The sequence below is a fragment of the Arcobacter rhizosphaerae genome (assembly GCF_049472155.1).
GTDB lineage: Bacteria > Campylobacterota > Campylobacteria > Campylobacterales > Arcobacteraceae > Arcobacter_B.
The window spans coordinates 109,369-124,438 of sequence record NZ_JBMOVW010000004.1 but is presented as its reverse complement, the minus strand read 5'-3'; the positions used below and the strand labels follow the sequence as shown (position 1 = coordinate 124,438).

21 protein-coding genes are annotated in these 15,070 nt (G+C 27.0%); 13 read left to right on the top strand and 8 right to left on the bottom strand.

Annotated elements, in window-relative coordinates; translation table 11 throughout:
• Positions 1-31 precede the first annotated feature (31 nt).
• The 3 genes from ACH5BH_RS08145 (at position 32) to ACH5BH_RS08135 (ending at position 2,498) form a co-directional block, all read left to right on the top strand.
• Positions 32-157, top strand: a complete 126-nt coding sequence (locus ACH5BH_RS08145; protein ID WP_404305517.1) for a hypothetical protein — start codon at positions 32-34, stop codon at positions 155-157.
• On the top strand, positions 157-603 hold the full coding sequence (locus tag ACH5BH_RS08140) for a Fur family transcriptional regulator (RefSeq protein WP_404305515.1): 447 nt from the start codon (positions 157-159) through the stop codon (positions 601-603). The genes ACH5BH_RS08145 and ACH5BH_RS08140 overlap by 1 nt, the downstream gene beginning before the upstream one ends.
• 83 nt (positions 604-686) lie before the next feature.
• Positions 687-2,498 (top strand): sensor domain-containing diguanylate cyclase, encoded by a 1,812-nt coding sequence (locus ACH5BH_RS08135; RefSeq protein WP_423298022.1) that lies wholly within the window; start codon positions 687-689, stop codon positions 2,496-2,498.
• Positions 2,499-2,511: 13 nt separating this feature from the next.
• On the opposite strand, the gene feoB is transcribed toward ACH5BH_RS08135, so the two are convergent.
• The gene (feoB, locus tag ACH5BH_RS08130) at positions 2,512-4,638 is read right to left on the bottom strand and encodes a ferrous iron transport protein B (protein ID WP_423298021.1); all 2,127 of its coding nucleotides are present in this window, start codon (positions 4,636-4,638) and stop codon (positions 2,512-2,514) included.
• Positions 4,632-4,856: a FeoA family protein gene (locus tag ACH5BH_RS08125; protein WP_404305509.1), complete on the bottom strand. Its 225-nt coding sequence runs from the start codon at positions 4,854-4,856 to the stop codon at positions 4,632-4,634. The genes feoB and ACH5BH_RS08125 overlap by 7 nt, the downstream gene beginning before the upstream one ends.
• Positions 4,857-5,148: 292 nt before the next feature.
• Between ACH5BH_RS08125 and ACH5BH_RS08120 the strand changes: the two genes are divergently transcribed.
• From ACH5BH_RS08120 to ACH5BH_RS08080, 9 genes are all read left to right on the top strand, one after another.
• On the top strand, positions 5,149-5,463 hold the full coding sequence (locus ACH5BH_RS08120) for a hypothetical protein (protein ID WP_404305507.1): 315 nt from the start codon (positions 5,149-5,151) through the stop codon (positions 5,461-5,463).
• On the top strand, positions 5,464-6,168 hold the full coding sequence (locus tag ACH5BH_RS08115; RefSeq protein ID WP_404305505.1) for a ferritin-like domain-containing protein: 705 nt from the start codon (positions 5,464-5,466) through the stop codon (positions 6,166-6,168).
• An 11-nt stretch (positions 6,169-6,179) separates the two neighbouring features.
• On the top strand, positions 6,180-6,440 hold the full coding sequence (locus ACH5BH_RS08110) for a hypothetical protein (protein WP_404305503.1): 261 nt from the start codon (positions 6,180-6,182) through the stop codon (positions 6,438-6,440).
• Positions 6,430-6,795 carry a hypothetical protein gene (locus ACH5BH_RS08105; RefSeq protein ID WP_404305501.1) on the top strand — a complete coding sequence of 122 codons (366 nt, stop codon included), beginning with the start codon at positions 6,430-6,432 and terminating at the stop codon, positions 6,793-6,795. Before ACH5BH_RS08110 ends, ACH5BH_RS08105 begins: the two co-directional genes overlap by 11 nt.
• Positions 6,788-7,243 carry a YtxH domain-containing protein gene (locus ACH5BH_RS08100; RefSeq protein ID WP_423298020.1) on the top strand — a complete coding sequence of 152 codons (456 nt, stop codon included), beginning with the start codon at positions 6,788-6,790 and terminating at the stop codon, positions 7,241-7,243. Before ACH5BH_RS08105 ends, ACH5BH_RS08100 begins: the two co-directional genes overlap by 8 nt.
• Positions 7,244-7,251: 8 nt before the next feature.
• Positions 7,252-9,366: a heavy metal translocating P-type ATPase gene (locus tag ACH5BH_RS08095; RefSeq protein ID WP_404305497.1), complete on the top strand. Its 2,115-nt coding sequence runs from the start codon at positions 7,252-7,254 to the stop codon at positions 9,364-9,366.
• An 82-nt stretch (positions 9,367-9,448) separates the two neighbouring features.
• Positions 9,449-9,571 (top strand): hypothetical protein, encoded by a 123-nt coding sequence (locus tag ACH5BH_RS08090; protein ID WP_404305495.1) that lies wholly within the window; start codon positions 9,449-9,451, stop codon positions 9,569-9,571.
• Positions 9,558-9,809 (top strand): hypothetical protein, encoded by a 252-nt coding sequence (locus tag ACH5BH_RS08085; protein WP_423298019.1) that lies wholly within the window; start codon positions 9,558-9,560, stop codon positions 9,807-9,809. The genes ACH5BH_RS08090 and ACH5BH_RS08085 overlap by 14 nt, the downstream gene beginning before the upstream one ends.
• A 65-nt stretch (positions 9,810-9,874) precedes the next feature.
• The gene (locus ACH5BH_RS08080) at positions 9,875-10,318 is read left to right on the top strand and encodes a Fur family transcriptional regulator (RefSeq protein WP_404305491.1); all 444 of its coding nucleotides are present in this window, start codon (positions 9,875-9,877) and stop codon (positions 10,316-10,318) included.
• 26 nt (positions 10,319-10,344) lie between these two features.
• Here the strand turns inward: ACH5BH_RS08080 and ACH5BH_RS08075 are convergent, their stop codons facing one another.
• From ACH5BH_RS08075 to ACH5BH_RS08050, 6 genes are all read right to left on the bottom strand, one after another.
• Positions 10,345-10,839, bottom strand: a complete 495-nt coding sequence (locus ACH5BH_RS08075; protein WP_423298018.1) for a flavodoxin — start codon at positions 10,837-10,839, stop codon at positions 10,345-10,347.
• 17 nt (positions 10,840-10,856) lie between these two features.
• Positions 10,857-11,624 carry a hypothetical protein gene (locus ACH5BH_RS08070; protein WP_423298017.1) on the bottom strand — a complete coding sequence of 256 codons (768 nt, stop codon included), beginning with the start codon at positions 11,622-11,624 and terminating at the stop codon, positions 10,857-10,859.
• 1 nt (position 11,625) lies between these two features.
• The gene (locus ACH5BH_RS08065; protein WP_404305485.1) at positions 11,626-11,958 is read right to left on the bottom strand and encodes a DUF2325 domain-containing protein; all 333 of its coding nucleotides are present in this window, start codon (positions 11,956-11,958) and stop codon (positions 11,626-11,628) included.
• A gap of 238 nt (positions 11,959-12,196) precedes the next feature.
• Complete coding sequence (locus tag ACH5BH_RS08060; RefSeq protein ID WP_423298016.1) at positions 12,197-13,285, bottom strand: Opr family porin; 1,089 nt, start codon at positions 13,283-13,285, stop codon at positions 12,197-12,199.
• 113 nt (positions 13,286-13,398) lie between these two features.
• Positions 13,399-13,626, bottom strand: a complete 228-nt coding sequence (locus ACH5BH_RS08055) for a hypothetical protein (protein WP_423298015.1) — start codon at positions 13,624-13,626, stop codon at positions 13,399-13,401.
• A gap of 83 nt (positions 13,627-13,709) precedes the next feature.
• Positions 13,710-14,009, bottom strand: a complete 300-nt coding sequence (locus tag ACH5BH_RS08050) for a hypothetical protein (RefSeq protein ID WP_423298014.1) — start codon at positions 14,007-14,009, stop codon at positions 13,710-13,712.
• A gap of 121 nt (positions 14,010-14,130) precedes the next feature.
• Here ACH5BH_RS08050 and ACH5BH_RS08045 point away from each other — a divergent pair, with 121 nt between their 5' ends.
• Positions 14,131-15,069: a cytochrome-c peroxidase gene (locus ACH5BH_RS08045; protein WP_423298013.1), complete on the top strand. Its 939-nt coding sequence runs from the start codon at positions 14,131-14,133 to the stop codon at positions 15,067-15,069.
• Position 15,070: the final 1 nt, after the last annotated feature.

Sequence of the window (15,070 nt, the reverse complement as noted above, 5' to 3'; positions counted from 1 at the left end):
ATAAAAATGATACTAATTATCAAGGTATGAAATGAAAAATATAAATGAAACAAATTTATATAAAAAAAATATAAAATTACAGAATAATATATCAAAAGTTTATGCCCTTGCATTAGCTATTAGTATTATTGTTATTGTTTTTAAAGGGTTTATGTAGTGAGAAGATATGAAATTAGTTTTGAGTCATTTTTGGCCAATTTTAAGAAGTCTGTTTCTAAATCAGGATATAAGAATTCAATTCAAAAAGATTATATTCTAAAGATACTTTATTTTAGTGATGAACATTTAAGTGCAGAACAAATAGTAAATATTGCTAAAAGTTTATATAAAATAGACATGGGAATAGCAACAGTATATAGAACAGTAAAGTTTTTTGAATCAATGAATATTGTAAAATCTTTAGATATTGGTGATGGTACAAAAAGATATGAATTAAATATTTCAATTCATCATGATCACATGATTTGTACTAATTGTAATAAAATTATTGAGTTTACAGATGAACTGATAGAAGAACAACAAGAATTAGTGGCTAAAAAAAATAATTTCAAACTAAAAGATCACATTATGACTATTTATGGAATTTGTGAAGATTGTCAATAATTATTAATTATTGATAATCATTATCACTATAGTTTAAACAAAAACTTACTATAATTCTTTTTATTTAAATAAAGAGGATTATGATGACTATAAACAAAAAGATATTTCTACTATTTACTTGCTTATTTATGCTTTTATTAACCTTGATTTTTTTTATTTTAAAAGATAGAGAGTCTAATGCTTTAACATTTGAGAATAACCTTGTTCAAAATAGGGTGATTAGTTTACATAAAATGTTAAATATAAAAAATCTTCTTCTTAACAATATATCTTATGAATATTCTAAAAGTGAAAAGATTATTGATATTTTAACTAAAAAAGAAACGTATTATGATTTTCATGAAATTGCTTCTAACCTTGATATTTCTTATTTTATAGTTTTAGATAAAAATAAAAATATAAAATATAGTGAAGTCTTTGATACTAGTTCTAAAGAGTATATGGATATAACAAGCAGTATTAAATATTTTTTTGATGATGCAGATCTTGATAAATATGTAAATATGAAAGATAAAATAAAGTTTACAACTTTTGAATATGAAAAATTAATTTTTTCAATTGAGAAAGTAGAAGGATTAGGCTATATATTTGTAGCTAAAGCTTTAAACTCAAGTTTTTTAAGTGAATTATCAAGTGCATTAGATGTTTATGTTTCCTTGCTTCCTAGTTATACTTTAAATGATAATTATAAAACAGTAAATGATTTTGATTATGATATTAATAGAGAAGAGCTAGAAAGTCTTTATATAAATGTAAAAGTTAATGATTATTTTGATGATAGTTTTTATTTATTTTTAAAAATGAAAAGAGAGATTTTTAATGAAATAAAGCAGAGTAATAGATTACTTTTAGAACTTTTTTTTGTTTCCTTTCTACTTTTTATTTTTATAATTTTTGTTTTTATAAATAAGATTTTTACAAGTAGAATTGAAAAAATCTCAAAAACAGTAAAAGCAGTTTCTCAAAAAAAAGATTTAGTACAAAATATTGAATTAATTTATGATGATGAAATTACATATCTTACAAAAAAAATGAATGAAATGTTTAAAACTATTCATAATTCACAAACTGAAACTATAAAAAAAGAAAGAGATTTTTTACAATCAGTATTAGATTCTCAACAACATATTATTTTTATTACAGATGGTAGTGAAATTCATAGTGCTAATAAAAAGTTTTTAGAGCTTTTTCAAAATAGTAATAGTTTTATGAATAATATTGCAATTTTAGATAATAAAACAAAATTGAATCTTTTAAAAATAGCTCAAAAACACTCTTCTATAGATAAGCCAGCTAAGTTTACAGTAAATAATAGTGAAGAAAAATATTTCGTTTTTGATATTTCAAGAGTGGAACTTAGAAAATATATTGTTTGTATGAATGATGTATCTAATTATAATAAAAAAATAAAAGAGCTTGAAAATAAGGCTTCAATTGATGAGTTAACATCTTGTTATAATAAAAGTAGTATTACAAATTATTGTAAGTATTGGCTTGATATAAAAGAGTTTGGCTTAATAATTGTTGATATAGATAAATTTAAAAATGTAAATGATACGTATGGGCATTTTATAGGAGATTGTATTTTAAAAGATGTTGCTAGTCTTTTAAAAGCACATTTACAAAGTGATGATTTAATAGGTAGATTTGGAGGAGAAGAGTTTATAATTGCTGTAAATACTTCTGTTGAAAACCTATCAAAAATAGCAAATAGATTAAGAAGTATGATTGAGCAAAAGAATTTTAATTATGAAAAATTAAATTTAAGAATTACTGCAAGTTTTGGTTGTACATATTGTACTAAAGGTAAAAGTTTTGAAGAATATTTTAAAATTGCAGATGAGGCTTTATATCTTGCTAAAAATAGTGGAAGAAATAAGGTTATGAAAAAGTAAATAGTAGAAGGCTTTAGCCTACTACTATTCTTATAATATTATATGCAATAAAAGATAGAATCCAAGCTGTTGTTGTTGTAAATACAAATAAATAAGCTAAGTATTTCCATCCACCTGCTTCTTTTGCAAAAACCATTGAAGCAGCTAAACAAGGTAAGTAAATCATTACGAATACAATAAATGAAATAGCTGAAGCAAAAGGAATATTAGCTTTGATTTTTTCTATTAATCCTTTTGAGTTTTCATCATGATCTTCTCCTAGTCCATATAGAATACCTAAAGTTGAAACTACAATCTCTTTTGCAGCTAAACCTGTTTCTAGTGCAACTGACATTCTCCAATCAAAACCAAGTGGAGCAAATAAAGGTTCACTAGCTTTTCCTATAATACCTAAATAAGAGTTCTCTAACTTGTACATAGCTAATTCATTTAATAATTCACTTTTTTTATCTTCTGACTCAACCAGTTCAATTTTATTATTGTATTGTTCTTCAATTAAAGGATATTGAGGATAATTTGAAGCAAACCAAATTAAAATTGAAGCTGCTAAAATATATGTACCTGCTTTTTTTAAGTACATTAAAGCTTGGTTTGAGACTGTATGCCAAATTAGTTTAAATGAGGGCATTCTATATTTTGGCATTTCCATTACAAATGGTTCATCTTCACTTTTAAAGACAATAACTTTTAATGCTTTAGCAGCAATTAAACCTAAAATAGCACCACCTATATATATTATAAATAAGATGTTTCCAGCATTTCCTTCATTAAAAAATGCACCTACAAAAAGAACATAAATTGGAAGTCTAGCTCCACAAGACATAAAGCCTATAATAAATAATGTTAAAAGTCTATCTCTTTCATTTTTTAAAGTTCTAGCTGCCATATAAGCTGGAACAGAACAACCAAACCCTGTAACTAAAGGAATAAAAGATTTTCCATGAAGTCCAAATTTATGGAAAAAACCATCAAGTAAAAAAGCAACTCTACTCATATATCCAGTAGTTTCAAGTAAAGCAATACCAAAAAATAGTATTACAATATTAGGTAAAAAAAGAATTACTGCCCCAACCCCTGCAATTGCACCATCGGCAGTTACTGAACTTAATTGATTATTTCCTAAAACTTCTTTTGTACTATCAATTAAAGAGGCAAAAAATGCATCAATCATATCCATAGGAATATTTCCTACTTCAAAAGTAAGTTGAAATAAACCCCACATCAAAAATAAAAATATTGGTAAACCTAAAAACTTGTGAATTAATAAAGAATCAATTTTTTCAGTAGTTGATTTAGCTATACTTTTTTCTTGTTTAACTGTTTCTGTAACTGCACCTTTAGCAAAAGCAAATCTCTCATCACTAAAAATATCATCCATATTTTTTGTATCATAATGAATATATAAATGCTCAAAAGCATGAGTAAGAACAGGTTGAAGTTTAACCCAAATTGGTTCATCATGAAAATACTTATAAGTTTGCTTATCTTCTTTTAGTAGTTTAATAGCAAGTTGTCTATATGTTTGAGGAGTTTTAAAAGCATTTTCTTCCATTACTTTTACTAAGTTTGAAATTTCTTCTTCCATGGGTTCTGAAAAAGTAAGTTTTGTTGGAAGTTTTGCAGATTCATGTTTTTCTACAATCTTGTCAAGAATTACTTTTATACCAAGATTTTTAGCTGCACTTGTCTTTACACATGGTTTCCCTAATATTTTCCCTAATTGAACTTCATCAATTACAATATTTTCTTTTGTTGCTTCATCTATCATATTTAAAGCAATAATCATTTTTTTATCAAGGGCAAGTAATTCTGAAGTTAAATATAGATTTCTTTCTAAGTTAGTTGAATCTAATACATTTAAGATTATATCATAAGGTGAGTTTTCTAAATACTCTTTTGTAACTTTTTCTTCTAGGGTATAATCATTTAAAGAGTATGCTCCTGGTAAATCAGTAATTTCAATTTTATAATCTTTGTATTTAAATATTACTTCTTCTTTTGCTACAGTAACTCCTGAAAAATTACCAACTTTAAGTCTTGCATTTGAAATAGAGTTAATAAGCATTGATTTACCAACATTTGGTTGTCCTACTAATGCAACTTTTATTATTTTTTCTTCTTTAAAATTTTTGGTTAACATTTTTCAACCTCGATTTTTGAAGCTTCTGTAAGTCTTAATGCTACTTTTGTATTATTTATTTTTATTTCAATAGTACTTTTTGTAAAAGTTACTTTTTCTACATATACTTTAGAACCTTTTACTATACCAAAAGAATAAAATCTATTTTTTAAGGCAGGTTCACAATTTACAGATTTTACTAGAGCCGATTCATCAATTTCCAATTGATCTAGGGTCATTTTATATTCCTTGTTATTAATAATGATTATTATAATATAATAATACTTGCTTATAGTTTATATGTAATAAGCTTTGATTATTATTGATTATAATTATTAATATTGTAATCTTAATACTATGTTAATAAAATATGACTAAATTAAAATGACACGAAATTGTCACTTGTCTAAAATGATAATCATTATTAAGTTTATTATTGTTATAATATTATAATTATTGATAATGAGTATAGATTTATATTAAGAAATAATTAAGACATAAAATATAAAACTTACACTATAAAGGATAAAATTGATAAGTACAGAAGATATTATAAAAATTGCAGATTATTTTAGCATAATAGCTCATTCTCCTGGAAGATTAAGAGTAAGAGTTAATCCTAAAATAAAAAATGAAGGTGGAAATATTACTTTAGCTGATATTGAAAATTTACCTAACAAAATTAATGGAATAAAAGAAATAAAAATTAAAAAGATTATTGCTTCGGTTACAATTACTTATGACCCAGCTATTTTTGAACCAAGGCTTTGGGAAGATTTAATAGCTCATAGAAATTTAGATGAAGTAACAAAACTAATTAACACCTTAGCAAAGGAGGTAGTGTAAATGCAACAAAACAATGTAGACCAGAACTTGTTGGATGCTCAAAGAGTTGATCCTAATGACCCACAACCTATTTTATCTCAAGCTTTAAGAATAGCAGCTTTTGATGAATTTGAAGCTTATAATACTTATAGTAATGTTATTGCTAAATTTGGAAATGTATTACCTTTTTCAAATATTATAAATTCTGAAATAAATCATTATAATGAGCTTATGACTTTAATACAAAAATATGGTATTGAAGCTCCTTTTGTTGAACAAACACAAATAGAGTTACCAAATACTTTACATGAGTGTTGTGAAATAGCAGTTGCTGCTGAAATTGATAATGTAGCTTTATATGATAACTTACTTATGTATGTAAATGAACCTGATGTAAGAGATCTTTTTTATAGAATTCAAGCAGCTTCATTTAACAATCATTTACCAGCTTTTAGAGCTTGTGTTGCTTCATTTTATAATCAAGCAAACCCACAAATGAATAATCAAATGTCTCAAGTTCAACAAAATGGGGCTAATATGATGGATAATATGGCGCAATATCAAGAACTACTTGATGATGCAATGAATGGAAATATAGACCAAAATAAAATTATGTCTATGTTATCAAGTATGAATATGTCAATGATGAGTGGTCTTGCTGTAGGTGCTTTAGGTGGTATGGCACTTAGTAGTATGATGAATAAAGAAGATAATACACAAGAGTAAAGGAGTATATCATGGCACTTCCATTTTTATTAGGTGTAGCAGTTGGTGCAGGTGCAATTGTTGCATATAACAATAGTAAAAAAATAAAAGAAAAAACAGATGAACTATTTGATAAATCAAAAGATATAGTTTGTGATGTAAAAGATAATGTAAAACAAAATGTTGAAGCGACAGTTGATTGCATAAAAGACAAAAAAGAAAAAAATAAAACTCAAAATGAGTCTAAAGAAGAATGTAAAGATAAAAAAGAAGAGGAAAAAAATGAAAAGTAATTTTGAAGAACCAAAGATAATGACACACCATTTAGTAAGTGGTGCAGCTGTATCTTTATTAGCAGCGGGAACAATTAATGCTATGAGAATTAAAAAAGGTGAAACAAATATTAAAAAAGCTACGTATGATGTTGTAAAAAGAACAACTCAAGGTACAATAGCAACAGCTTCTGTTGTAGCTGCAAGTTCATATAAAAATGAAAAAAATGGTATGTTTAAAGCTTTAGCTTCTTTAGCAGTTGGTGCAGCTGGAGTTTATGCTGTAGAAATGATTGACAAAAAGTTTAATAGTGATGAACAAGTAGAAGCAGTTTCTTGTGCTAAAGAAAATAATGAGGTAGTAGAGTATGAATAATATGAATCAACAAGGACAAAATCAAGGGCAAAATGTTGCAGGTGTTCAAGATCAAGTTCAAGTAAATCAACAACAAAATATGGGGAATAATCAAATGGTACAAAGTGCTTTTTTATCAAATCCTTATATCAATCAAAATCAAAATATGAATAATACTCAACAAGTAAATCCATATATAAATCAAGGAGTGAATACTTCTGTACAAACTCCTATGAATGCTCAAAATATAATGCCTCAAAATAATGCTAATGATTCATTTTTTAATGGTGATTTTGTAAAGGGTGCACTAATTGGTGCTGGTGTGACTTTTCTTTTAACAAATAAAACTACACAAAAAGCTATTTTTAATGGCTTTTCAAAAGGTAGTGAATTGGTTCAAGCAGGAATTGAAGAGTTAAAAGAAAGAATGGAAGACGCAAAAGCTCAAATGGAAGCTAAAAACTACTAAGGTTAATTATGAGTATTAATAGTTTTAAAAAAGTTCATAGTACATCTTTTAGAGCAAGATATAAATTTGAACTTTTAAGTGATGAGTATATTGATGAAAATATACTTAAAAACTATCTTGAAAAAGTAGAACACGTAACTTCTGTTCGAATAAATAAAAAAGCAAAAAGTATTATTTTTACTTTTGATGAAGACGTTTGTGATGCTATTGAAGATAGATTAGCTAATGTAGATGCAGATAAATTATTAAGTTCTTTAGATGAAGAAGCTTCTGTTTGTGTATCTTGTATTAGTGAAGAAGAACCTAGTTTAAAACCTTTGATGTATGCTTCAGGTGCATTAGTTAGTGAAAGATTAATTAAAAATAATCTAATAAATGCAACTATTTCAAGTGCTGCTGCAACACCACTTTTAATTGAGGGAACACAAGAACTTTTTAAAGAAGGTCTTACTTCAAGAGTTTTAGAAAGTGCAGCAGTTGGTATCTCTTTAATTAGAAAAGATTATCTTGCAGCGAATTCTACGAATACAATGTTAGCTCTTGGTGAATATATTGAAGAAACAACAGTTCATAGAAGTGATGATTTATTAAAAGAACTTGCTAAGCCAAATGTTAAAGAAGCATGGATTGAAAAAGAAGTTGATGGTAAACTAGTTGAAAAGTTAGTTGATACAGATACTATTGAAGTTGGGGATATTGTTATTGTTTCAGCTGGAAGTACTGTACCTGTTGATGGGCATATTGTAAATGGTAGTGCAAGTGTAAATCAAGTTTCTATGACAGGGGAAGCTGAACCTGTAAAAAAACAAAGAGGTGATAGAGTTATATCTGGAACGGTTTTAGAAGAGGGTAGACTTAAAATTTGGGCTGAACAAGTTGGAGCTAATACAGCGACACAAAGAATAAAGCATTATATTGAGAACTCATTAAATGAAAAATCTTCTGTTCAATTAAAAGCAACTAAATTAGCTGATAAACTAGTACCTGTTACGTTAGGACTTGCGGGAGTTTCTTATGTAATGAGTAAAGATTTTGAAAGAGTAGCTTCTGTTTTACAAGCTGATTATTCTTGTGCTTTAAAACTAGCAACACCTGTTGCTTTTAAATCTACAATTTCAAAAGCTGGTCATGAAGGTATTATGATAAAAGGTGCTAAATCTATCGAAGCTTTAAATAGTGCAGATACTTTTATTTTTGATAAAACTGGAACTTTAACTCAAGGTGATTTAGAAGTTGTAGATGTACAGTCTTTCAATGATAAATGGACAGAAGAAGAAGTTTTAAATCTATCTGCAAGTACAGAAGAACACTATTTTCACCCAGTAGCAGAAGCTGTTGTTAAAGCTGCTAAAAAAAGAGGTTTTGTTCACATGCACCATGAAGAAGTTGAGTTTATTGTAGCTCATGGTGTAAAAACAGAAGTAAATGGTAAAACTGTTGTTATTGGAAGTAGACACTTCTTAGAAGATGATGAAGGAATAGATTTTTCTGAACATCAAGATAAAATTGATGAAAAACTTGATGAAGGTAAAACATTACTTTATATTGGTTATAACAATGAGCTTTTAGGAACAATATCTCTAGTTGATCAAATAAGACATAATACAAAAGAGTCTTTAGAAAAATTAAGAGAATTTGGTGTAAAAAAACTTGTAATGTTAACAGGTGATGTTGATAAAAAAGCTCAAAGTGTTGCTAAAGAGTTAGGTATTGATGAGGTTTATTCAGAATTACTACCAACAGATAAAGCAACAATTGTTAAAAAAATGATGGATGAAGGTAATAAAGTAGCCTTTGTAGGTGATGGTATTAATGATGCACCTGCATTAATTTCAGCTCATGTGGGTATTTCAATGAGTAAAGGTGCTGATATTGCTAAAGCAACTGCTGATGTTAGTTTGTTAAAAGATGATATTGCTGCTGTTGTTGAAGCAAAAGAGTTAGCTTATAAAACAATGAAATTAATTAATACAAACTTTAATGCAACAGTTGGAATAAATTCAGCAATATTAGCAGGAGCTACTTTTGGTGCATTTTCACCTATTGTAACTGCATTTTTACATAATGGAACAACAATTGGATTACTTTTAAACTCAATAAGAGGTGTAAAGTTAAGTAAATAAATTTTAATCCTGATAATAGTTATCAGTTAACTTTAAAGTTAAAATAGTTATTATTATGATAATTATTATCAAAAGGATTAAGATGCCATTTATTTTACCACTTGCTACTGTTTTAACAGCAGCCCTAACTTATGAGACTTTAAAAGGAACAAAGAAAACTATTGATAGAAGAGCTAGAAGGAAAAAAAGGAATGAAAAAGCTTGATTTAGAGGTTAAAAAAGAGGTTGCAAAAATAGGAATGACCGCAACATTAGGTGCGACAGTTGTAACTTCAATGTTTATGAAAAATAAACTAGCAAAAAAAACTCATGTCATTGCCGGTGCAGCTTTTTGTGGCTTTGCTCTTTGGCATCATCTGCTTTATCAACCAGAAAATAAACAAAAGAAAAAACTTGTAAAAAAAGAATCAAAAGAAGAAATTGTATTAAACGATAATCTTTAGTGTTTGTATTTTTGGGAAACTTTAGCTATACTATTAGCTATTATAAAATTTAAGGGCAAATTTATATGGTAGAGAATGAAGAGATAATAGACGAACTTAAAAGAATTGTTAAACAAAAAGGCTTAAAATATACAGAGCAAAGAGAAATTGTTCTTAATATATTAATAGGTGCTGAGGAACATCTTTCAGCAGAAGAAGTTTATAATCAAATAAAAAAACAGTATCCAGATACAAATATCGGTATAGCTACTGTTTATAGAGCATTGAGTTTCTTAGAAGAAGTAGATTTAATTACATCTATTAACTTTGGAACAGATGGCAAAAAATATGAAAGTAATGCAAAATCTCATCATGATCATCTTATTTGTACTTCGTGTGGAAAAATCATTGAGTTTTTAGATGATGAAATTGAAAAGAGACAAGAAAGAATTGCTAAAAAGAATAAATTTAAAATCACAAGTCACTCTATGCAATTATATGGAATTTGTGAAAAATGTGCTCAAAACTAAAAGTTTAAACTTTTAGTTTTGTTTTTTTATAAAATATCACCTTTGATATCTTCAGCCCAGGCTTTAATTCTGTCATCAGTTAAATCATCTTGATTATCTTCATCAATAACTAAACCAACAAATTTTCCATCAATTTCAGCTTTTGATTCATCATATTCATAACCATCAGTTGCTGTAAAACCTATAACGTTTGCACCTTTTGAGTTAACTTGCTCATAAATAGTACCTAAAGCATCTACAAATGTATCTCCATATCCTTCTTGGTCACCTAATGAAAATAAAGCAACATTTTTTCCAGAGAAGTCAAGTTCACAAAATTCATCCCAAACTTCATCTAAATCATCATTTAAATCTCCATCACCCCATGTTGAAGCTCCAAGAATAACTTTATCATATTGTTCAACCTTATCAAGGTTTGCACTTAAATCAAAAACTTCAATTCCACCTAATTCTTCTGCAAGTTTAGTTGCTATTTCTGTTGTATTTCCTGTACTTGTTGTATAAAATATAGCTGTTGCCATTTGTAAATCTCCTGTTCTTATCTTATAATTGATCTAAAAGAGTACGGTATTGCTTTGATTTGATACTCTTTGTTTTTTAATTCATCTACATAAATAGGTATTTGTTTTTTAAACTCATCATCTTTTGGATAAGCTAAATATATTTGATTGAAATCTCCTTTTTTTATTGACTCAATAGCACTTTCTAATTCATCTTTGATATTAGGATTTTTAACTTCAATATTTTTCCATGATGTATAAATTTTTAGTTTACATATATCTTTTGCTTCAATACATATTGAGTCACCTAAATCTATTACATTTTTGTCTTTATGAAGTTTTTTTACCTTATTTAAAACGAATTCATGAAATAGTAAATGTTTATCAATAAGTAGCTGCATATTATTATTTATAAAACAATGAGAAATCAGTTTTGCAGCAGGAACTAAACTTTTACTTGTTACGAATGTTGAGTTAATAGTTTTGTTTAAATAGTTATTTATGATTTTAGTTGAGTTAGAACAAAATTTAAAATTTTTAGAAACCTTATATGTTTTAACATAAGAAATAGGTAACATTGATTTTATTTTAAACTCAAAAGCATTTTTAAGAGAGTAAATACTTAATCTTCTTTGTTCATATTTTGTAAAATTACAGTAAGGTTTTAAAACATAATTACTTAGGTTTAAAAATAGTTGTCTTAATCTAAATTGTGAATTAAAACTATCAAACCCTTCTGGTAAAAACTCTTTGTTATTATCAAAACCAACAAAATCATCACAGTAGTTAAAGTAATTAAAACTCATCTTAAGCCTTCTTTTGAGTACAATTTGCGTAACATTGACTACAATCTTTAATACCCATAATCTTTACATATTCATCATATACACAAGAAACTGATCTTTTAGCACAGATAAATGGAATATTTTTTCTTTTTGCTTCATTTTTATATTTAAGCATAGTATTATGATTTAAAAAAGAAGTAAGCATAACAATACAATCAGTATCTTGCGGTACTTTTTTCTTAGGAGCAGATGATTTTTTTCTAGCATCCCAGTGATTAATATTTTTTGCACCAAGGTTTTCTAACATATTTACAATAGGAGTAATCTTGTCTCCTCCAATAACTAATATACTCATTTTGCTTCCTTTAGCAAGTACAACCAGTTGGTTCTACTAAATCTTTTTTATTTTTTATTTCGTAACATGTAATCATTATAAATCCTTTCATATTGATAATCATTATTAGTATATTACATGAAGAAAACTTAATTTTATATTAATATTGAGAATAGTTATCATTATTTTTTGAATTTTTTGAGATAAAAAAAGGAAGAAAGTTAAACTCTCTTCCTTAAAATTTATTTTATTGTATTAATTAAAATGAGTAAGCTAAGTTTACAGCTACTTTTGATTTATCTTTGTCAGATTCTAAAGATAAGTCTGTATACATAATATCAGCAGCTAAGTTTTCAGTAAATGAATAGGCAGCCCCAAATGTAAACTCTTTATCTTCTTTATTTGTAGTGTCATTATCAGCTACAGCATATAATGCAGATAATTCTACATCAGAGATAGTATATCCAGCAGTAGCATAAACTGTGCTAGCATCTGTAGCATATACATAATCACCTAACTCTTCTGTAGGGTCAATATTATCACCAAATGCAGCAATTGAACCTAATCCATTGTCTTCACCTGCTTGAATATAACCAGCTGCTAAGCTGAATCCAGCTAAGTTAGCACTTGCTTCGAAATGTAAAACTTCTCCATCTTCTGTGTTTGCTGCATCTTCTGAACTTTGTGCATAATGAGCAGTTAATCCAAACATATCAGTTTCGTAAGTTGCTTTTAAACCATAGAAGTTTGCTACGTCTTGTGCAGAATAGAAATAAGGATTTAATACAACATTTTCAATTCCATTGAATTTTGCATCAATAACGTAAGCACCATCTTTAGTTACATCAGCAAATTTTTTGCTTTCATCAGCACCAACTGCAGCTTGTCTTGTTGTATAACCAGCAACTAATGTTGTATTTGGAATTAATTTTGATGAAGAAATAACAACAGCTTCGTTGTAATCACCTAACCACTCTAAATTAATCTCTTGTCTACCAGCTTTGATAGTAAGAAAATCATTTGAGAATTCAATGTTTGCAGTATGCATAACAGCATTGTTTTCAAAATCACCTTCGTAATCACCTGATTCTTTTTCAGAGAATTCATGATTTGCTCTAAATCCAGTGTTTAATTTAAAACCATTTAATGAATCAGTTTCATAGTTTAAATCAAAAGTTCCAGCAGTAAAGCCAGAATCTTTTTCTCCTGTTCCATTATCCCATGATTGGTGATGTGCTGTAATTTCACCAGAAAAACTTCCATTTTTAAAAGCTTCATCAACACTATTTGCAGCATACGCAGCAGATGTTAATACTAATGCACTTGCAATAATACTTAATTTTTTCATTTATTATGTCCTTTTATTTTTTGAATTTTTTAGGAGAAAAAATTCTAATTCGCAGTGGAATAATAGTGAATAAAAAATTAAATTATACTTAATTATGATTATGGTTATCAATTTTAATTAGATGTTTTATGTAAATTTACATACCAGTCATCAGAAATATCTTCTTTCTCTAATTCTGTTAATGTAAGTTCTAAGCCTTCACTTGTATATACAGCTTCTTTAATTTTTTCTTCTGGAATTTCTAAAGCTTCTGTGCAGTATTCAATAACTACTTCATCATAGATAAACTCCTCGATTCTATATCCATCTTCAAAGTTAGTTATTAAAAAATATGTTTCCATTTAAATCCTTATTGATAAAATAAGTGAGAATTATTATCATTTATTCCTTAAAAAAAAGTAAAACTGTAAAAAATAGAAAAATTCTATTTCTTACTTTGTGGAGCATATTTAAAAAAAATGTAAAGAACAGCCACCATAACAACAACTGTAATTACAGACATAAGACTAAGTTCAACTTCAGAACCAGCACCTCTTTGATAGTTTTTAGGCATAAAAAGGAACATTGTGGATAATAACATAAATGAAGATGTAACAACTGCTAATAAATGAGCAAATACTTTATGAAGTTTTGTTATATAAAAATCTTTCACCATTTTCCAAGTAATAAATGCGGCTGATAAAACTATAAGTAAAACTATGATTTTTTCGTATTGTGGATCCAATATTTTTCCTTTAATAAAATTAATATATTTTATGGATAAAAAACTTAAATAAGGCTTTTTTTATATTATTAAAATTAAATATAAATTTATTTAGCAATAAAGTTAAATAGTACTATAATACATGATTAAAATAATGAAGGAAAATGCTATTTTAAAAACAATTATTCTATTAATAAGTATCTTTAATGTTAATTTATGTGCATCAAATATTCAAGTTATTCCCTCTACTATAAAAGTTGATAAAAAGAAAGTAAAACTTGGGGAAAAACTTTTTAATGATGAAAGACTATCTTTAGATAATAGTATTTCTTGTGCTTCATGTCATATTTTAAATGAAGGTGGAGATGATAATACTATTTTTGCAATAGGTATAAATGGTAAAGTAGGAAATATAAATACACCTACAGTTTTAAATTCTACTTTTAATTTTAGACAATTTTGGGATGGAAGAGCAAAAAACTTGAAAGAGCAAGCTTTAGGACCTATTGAGAATCCTATTGAGATGGGAAGTGACTTTAATATTTTGATAAAAAAATTAGCAAATACTGAATATAAAGAGCTTTTTGGAAAAATATATAAAGATGGAATTACTAAAAAAAATATAGCTGATTCAATTGCTGAATATGAAAAAACACTTATAACACCTAATTCACCTTTTGATAGATATCTTAAGGGTGAAAACAATGCAATTACAGAAAAGCAAAAAGAAGGCTATGAACTTTTTAAAAATAAGGGTTGTGTTGCCTGTCATAATGGAGTAAATTTAGGAGGCAATTTATATAGTAAATTTGGTGTTTTATATGATGCTCAAAGTTCAAACCTAGGAAGATATCACATAACTAAAAAAGAAAAAGATAAGTATTATTTTAAAGTGCCTACTTTAAGAAATATTGAACATACTGCACCTTATTTTCATGATGGACGTACATTTAGTTTACATGATACAGTAAAAATAATGGCACTTTATCAAATAGGTAGACCAATAACAGATGATGAAGTTGATAAAATAGTTAGTTTTTTATATTCCTTATCCGCACCTTTATTTAAAGAGGTTGAGTAAA

Coding starts and splice junctions, on each gene's coding strand:
- ACH5BH_RS08145 (WP_404305517.1), top strand. CDS start 32: ATGAAAAATATAAATGAAACAAATTTATATAAAAAAAATATAAAATTA.
- ACH5BH_RS08135 (WP_423298022.1), top strand. CDS start 687: ATGACTATAAACAAAAAGATATTTCTACTATTTACTTGCTTATTTATG.
- feoB (WP_423298021.1), bottom strand. CDS start 4,638: ATGTTAACCAAAAATTTTAAAGAAGAAAAAATAATAAAAGTTGCATTA.
- ACH5BH_RS08125 (WP_404305509.1), bottom strand. CDS start 4,856: ATGACCCTAGATCAATTGGAAATTGATGAATCGGCTCTAGTAAAATCT.
- ACH5BH_RS08115 (WP_404305505.1), top strand. CDS start 5,464: ATGCAACAAAACAATGTAGACCAGAACTTGTTGGATGCTCAAAGAGTT.
- ACH5BH_RS08110 (WP_404305503.1), top strand. CDS start 6,180: ATGGCACTTCCATTTTTATTAGGTGTAGCAGTTGGTGCAGGTGCAATT.
- ACH5BH_RS08105 (WP_404305501.1), top strand. CDS start 6,430: ATGAAAAGTAATTTTGAAGAACCAAAGATAATGACACACCATTTAGTA.
- ACH5BH_RS08100 (WP_423298020.1), top strand. CDS start 6,788: ATGAATAATATGAATCAACAAGGACAAAATCAAGGGCAAAATGTTGCA.
- ACH5BH_RS08095 (WP_404305497.1), top strand. CDS start 7,252: ATGAGTATTAATAGTTTTAAAAAAGTTCATAGTACATCTTTTAGAGCA.
- ACH5BH_RS08090 (WP_404305495.1), top strand. CDS start 9,449: ATGCCATTTATTTTACCACTTGCTACTGTTTTAACAGCAGCCCTAACT.
- ACH5BH_RS08085 (WP_423298019.1), top strand. CDS start 9,558: ATGAAAAAGCTTGATTTAGAGGTTAAAAAAGAGGTTGCAAAAATAGGA.
- ACH5BH_RS08080 (WP_404305491.1), top strand. CDS start 9,875: ATGGTAGAGAATGAAGAGATAATAGACGAACTTAAAAGAATTGTTAAA.
- ACH5BH_RS08075 (WP_423298018.1), bottom strand. CDS start 10,839: ATGGCAACAGCTATATTTTATACAACAAGTACAGGAAATACAACAGAA.
- ACH5BH_RS08070 (WP_423298017.1), bottom strand. CDS start 11,624: ATGAGTTTTAATTACTTTAACTACTGTGATGATTTTGTTGGTTTTGAT.
- ACH5BH_RS08065 (WP_404305485.1), bottom strand. CDS start 11,958: ATGAGTATATTAGTTATTGGAGGAGACAAGATTACTCCTATTGTAAAT.
- ACH5BH_RS08060 (WP_423298016.1), bottom strand. CDS start 13,285: ATGAAAAAATTAAGTATTATTGCAAGTGCATTAGTATTAACATCTGCT.
- ACH5BH_RS08055 (WP_423298015.1), bottom strand. CDS start 13,626: ATGGAAACATATTTTTTAATAACTAACTTTGAAGATGGATATAGAATC.
- ACH5BH_RS08045 (WP_423298013.1), top strand. CDS start 14,131: ATGATTAAAATAATGAAGGAAAATGCTATTTTAAAAACAATTATTCTA.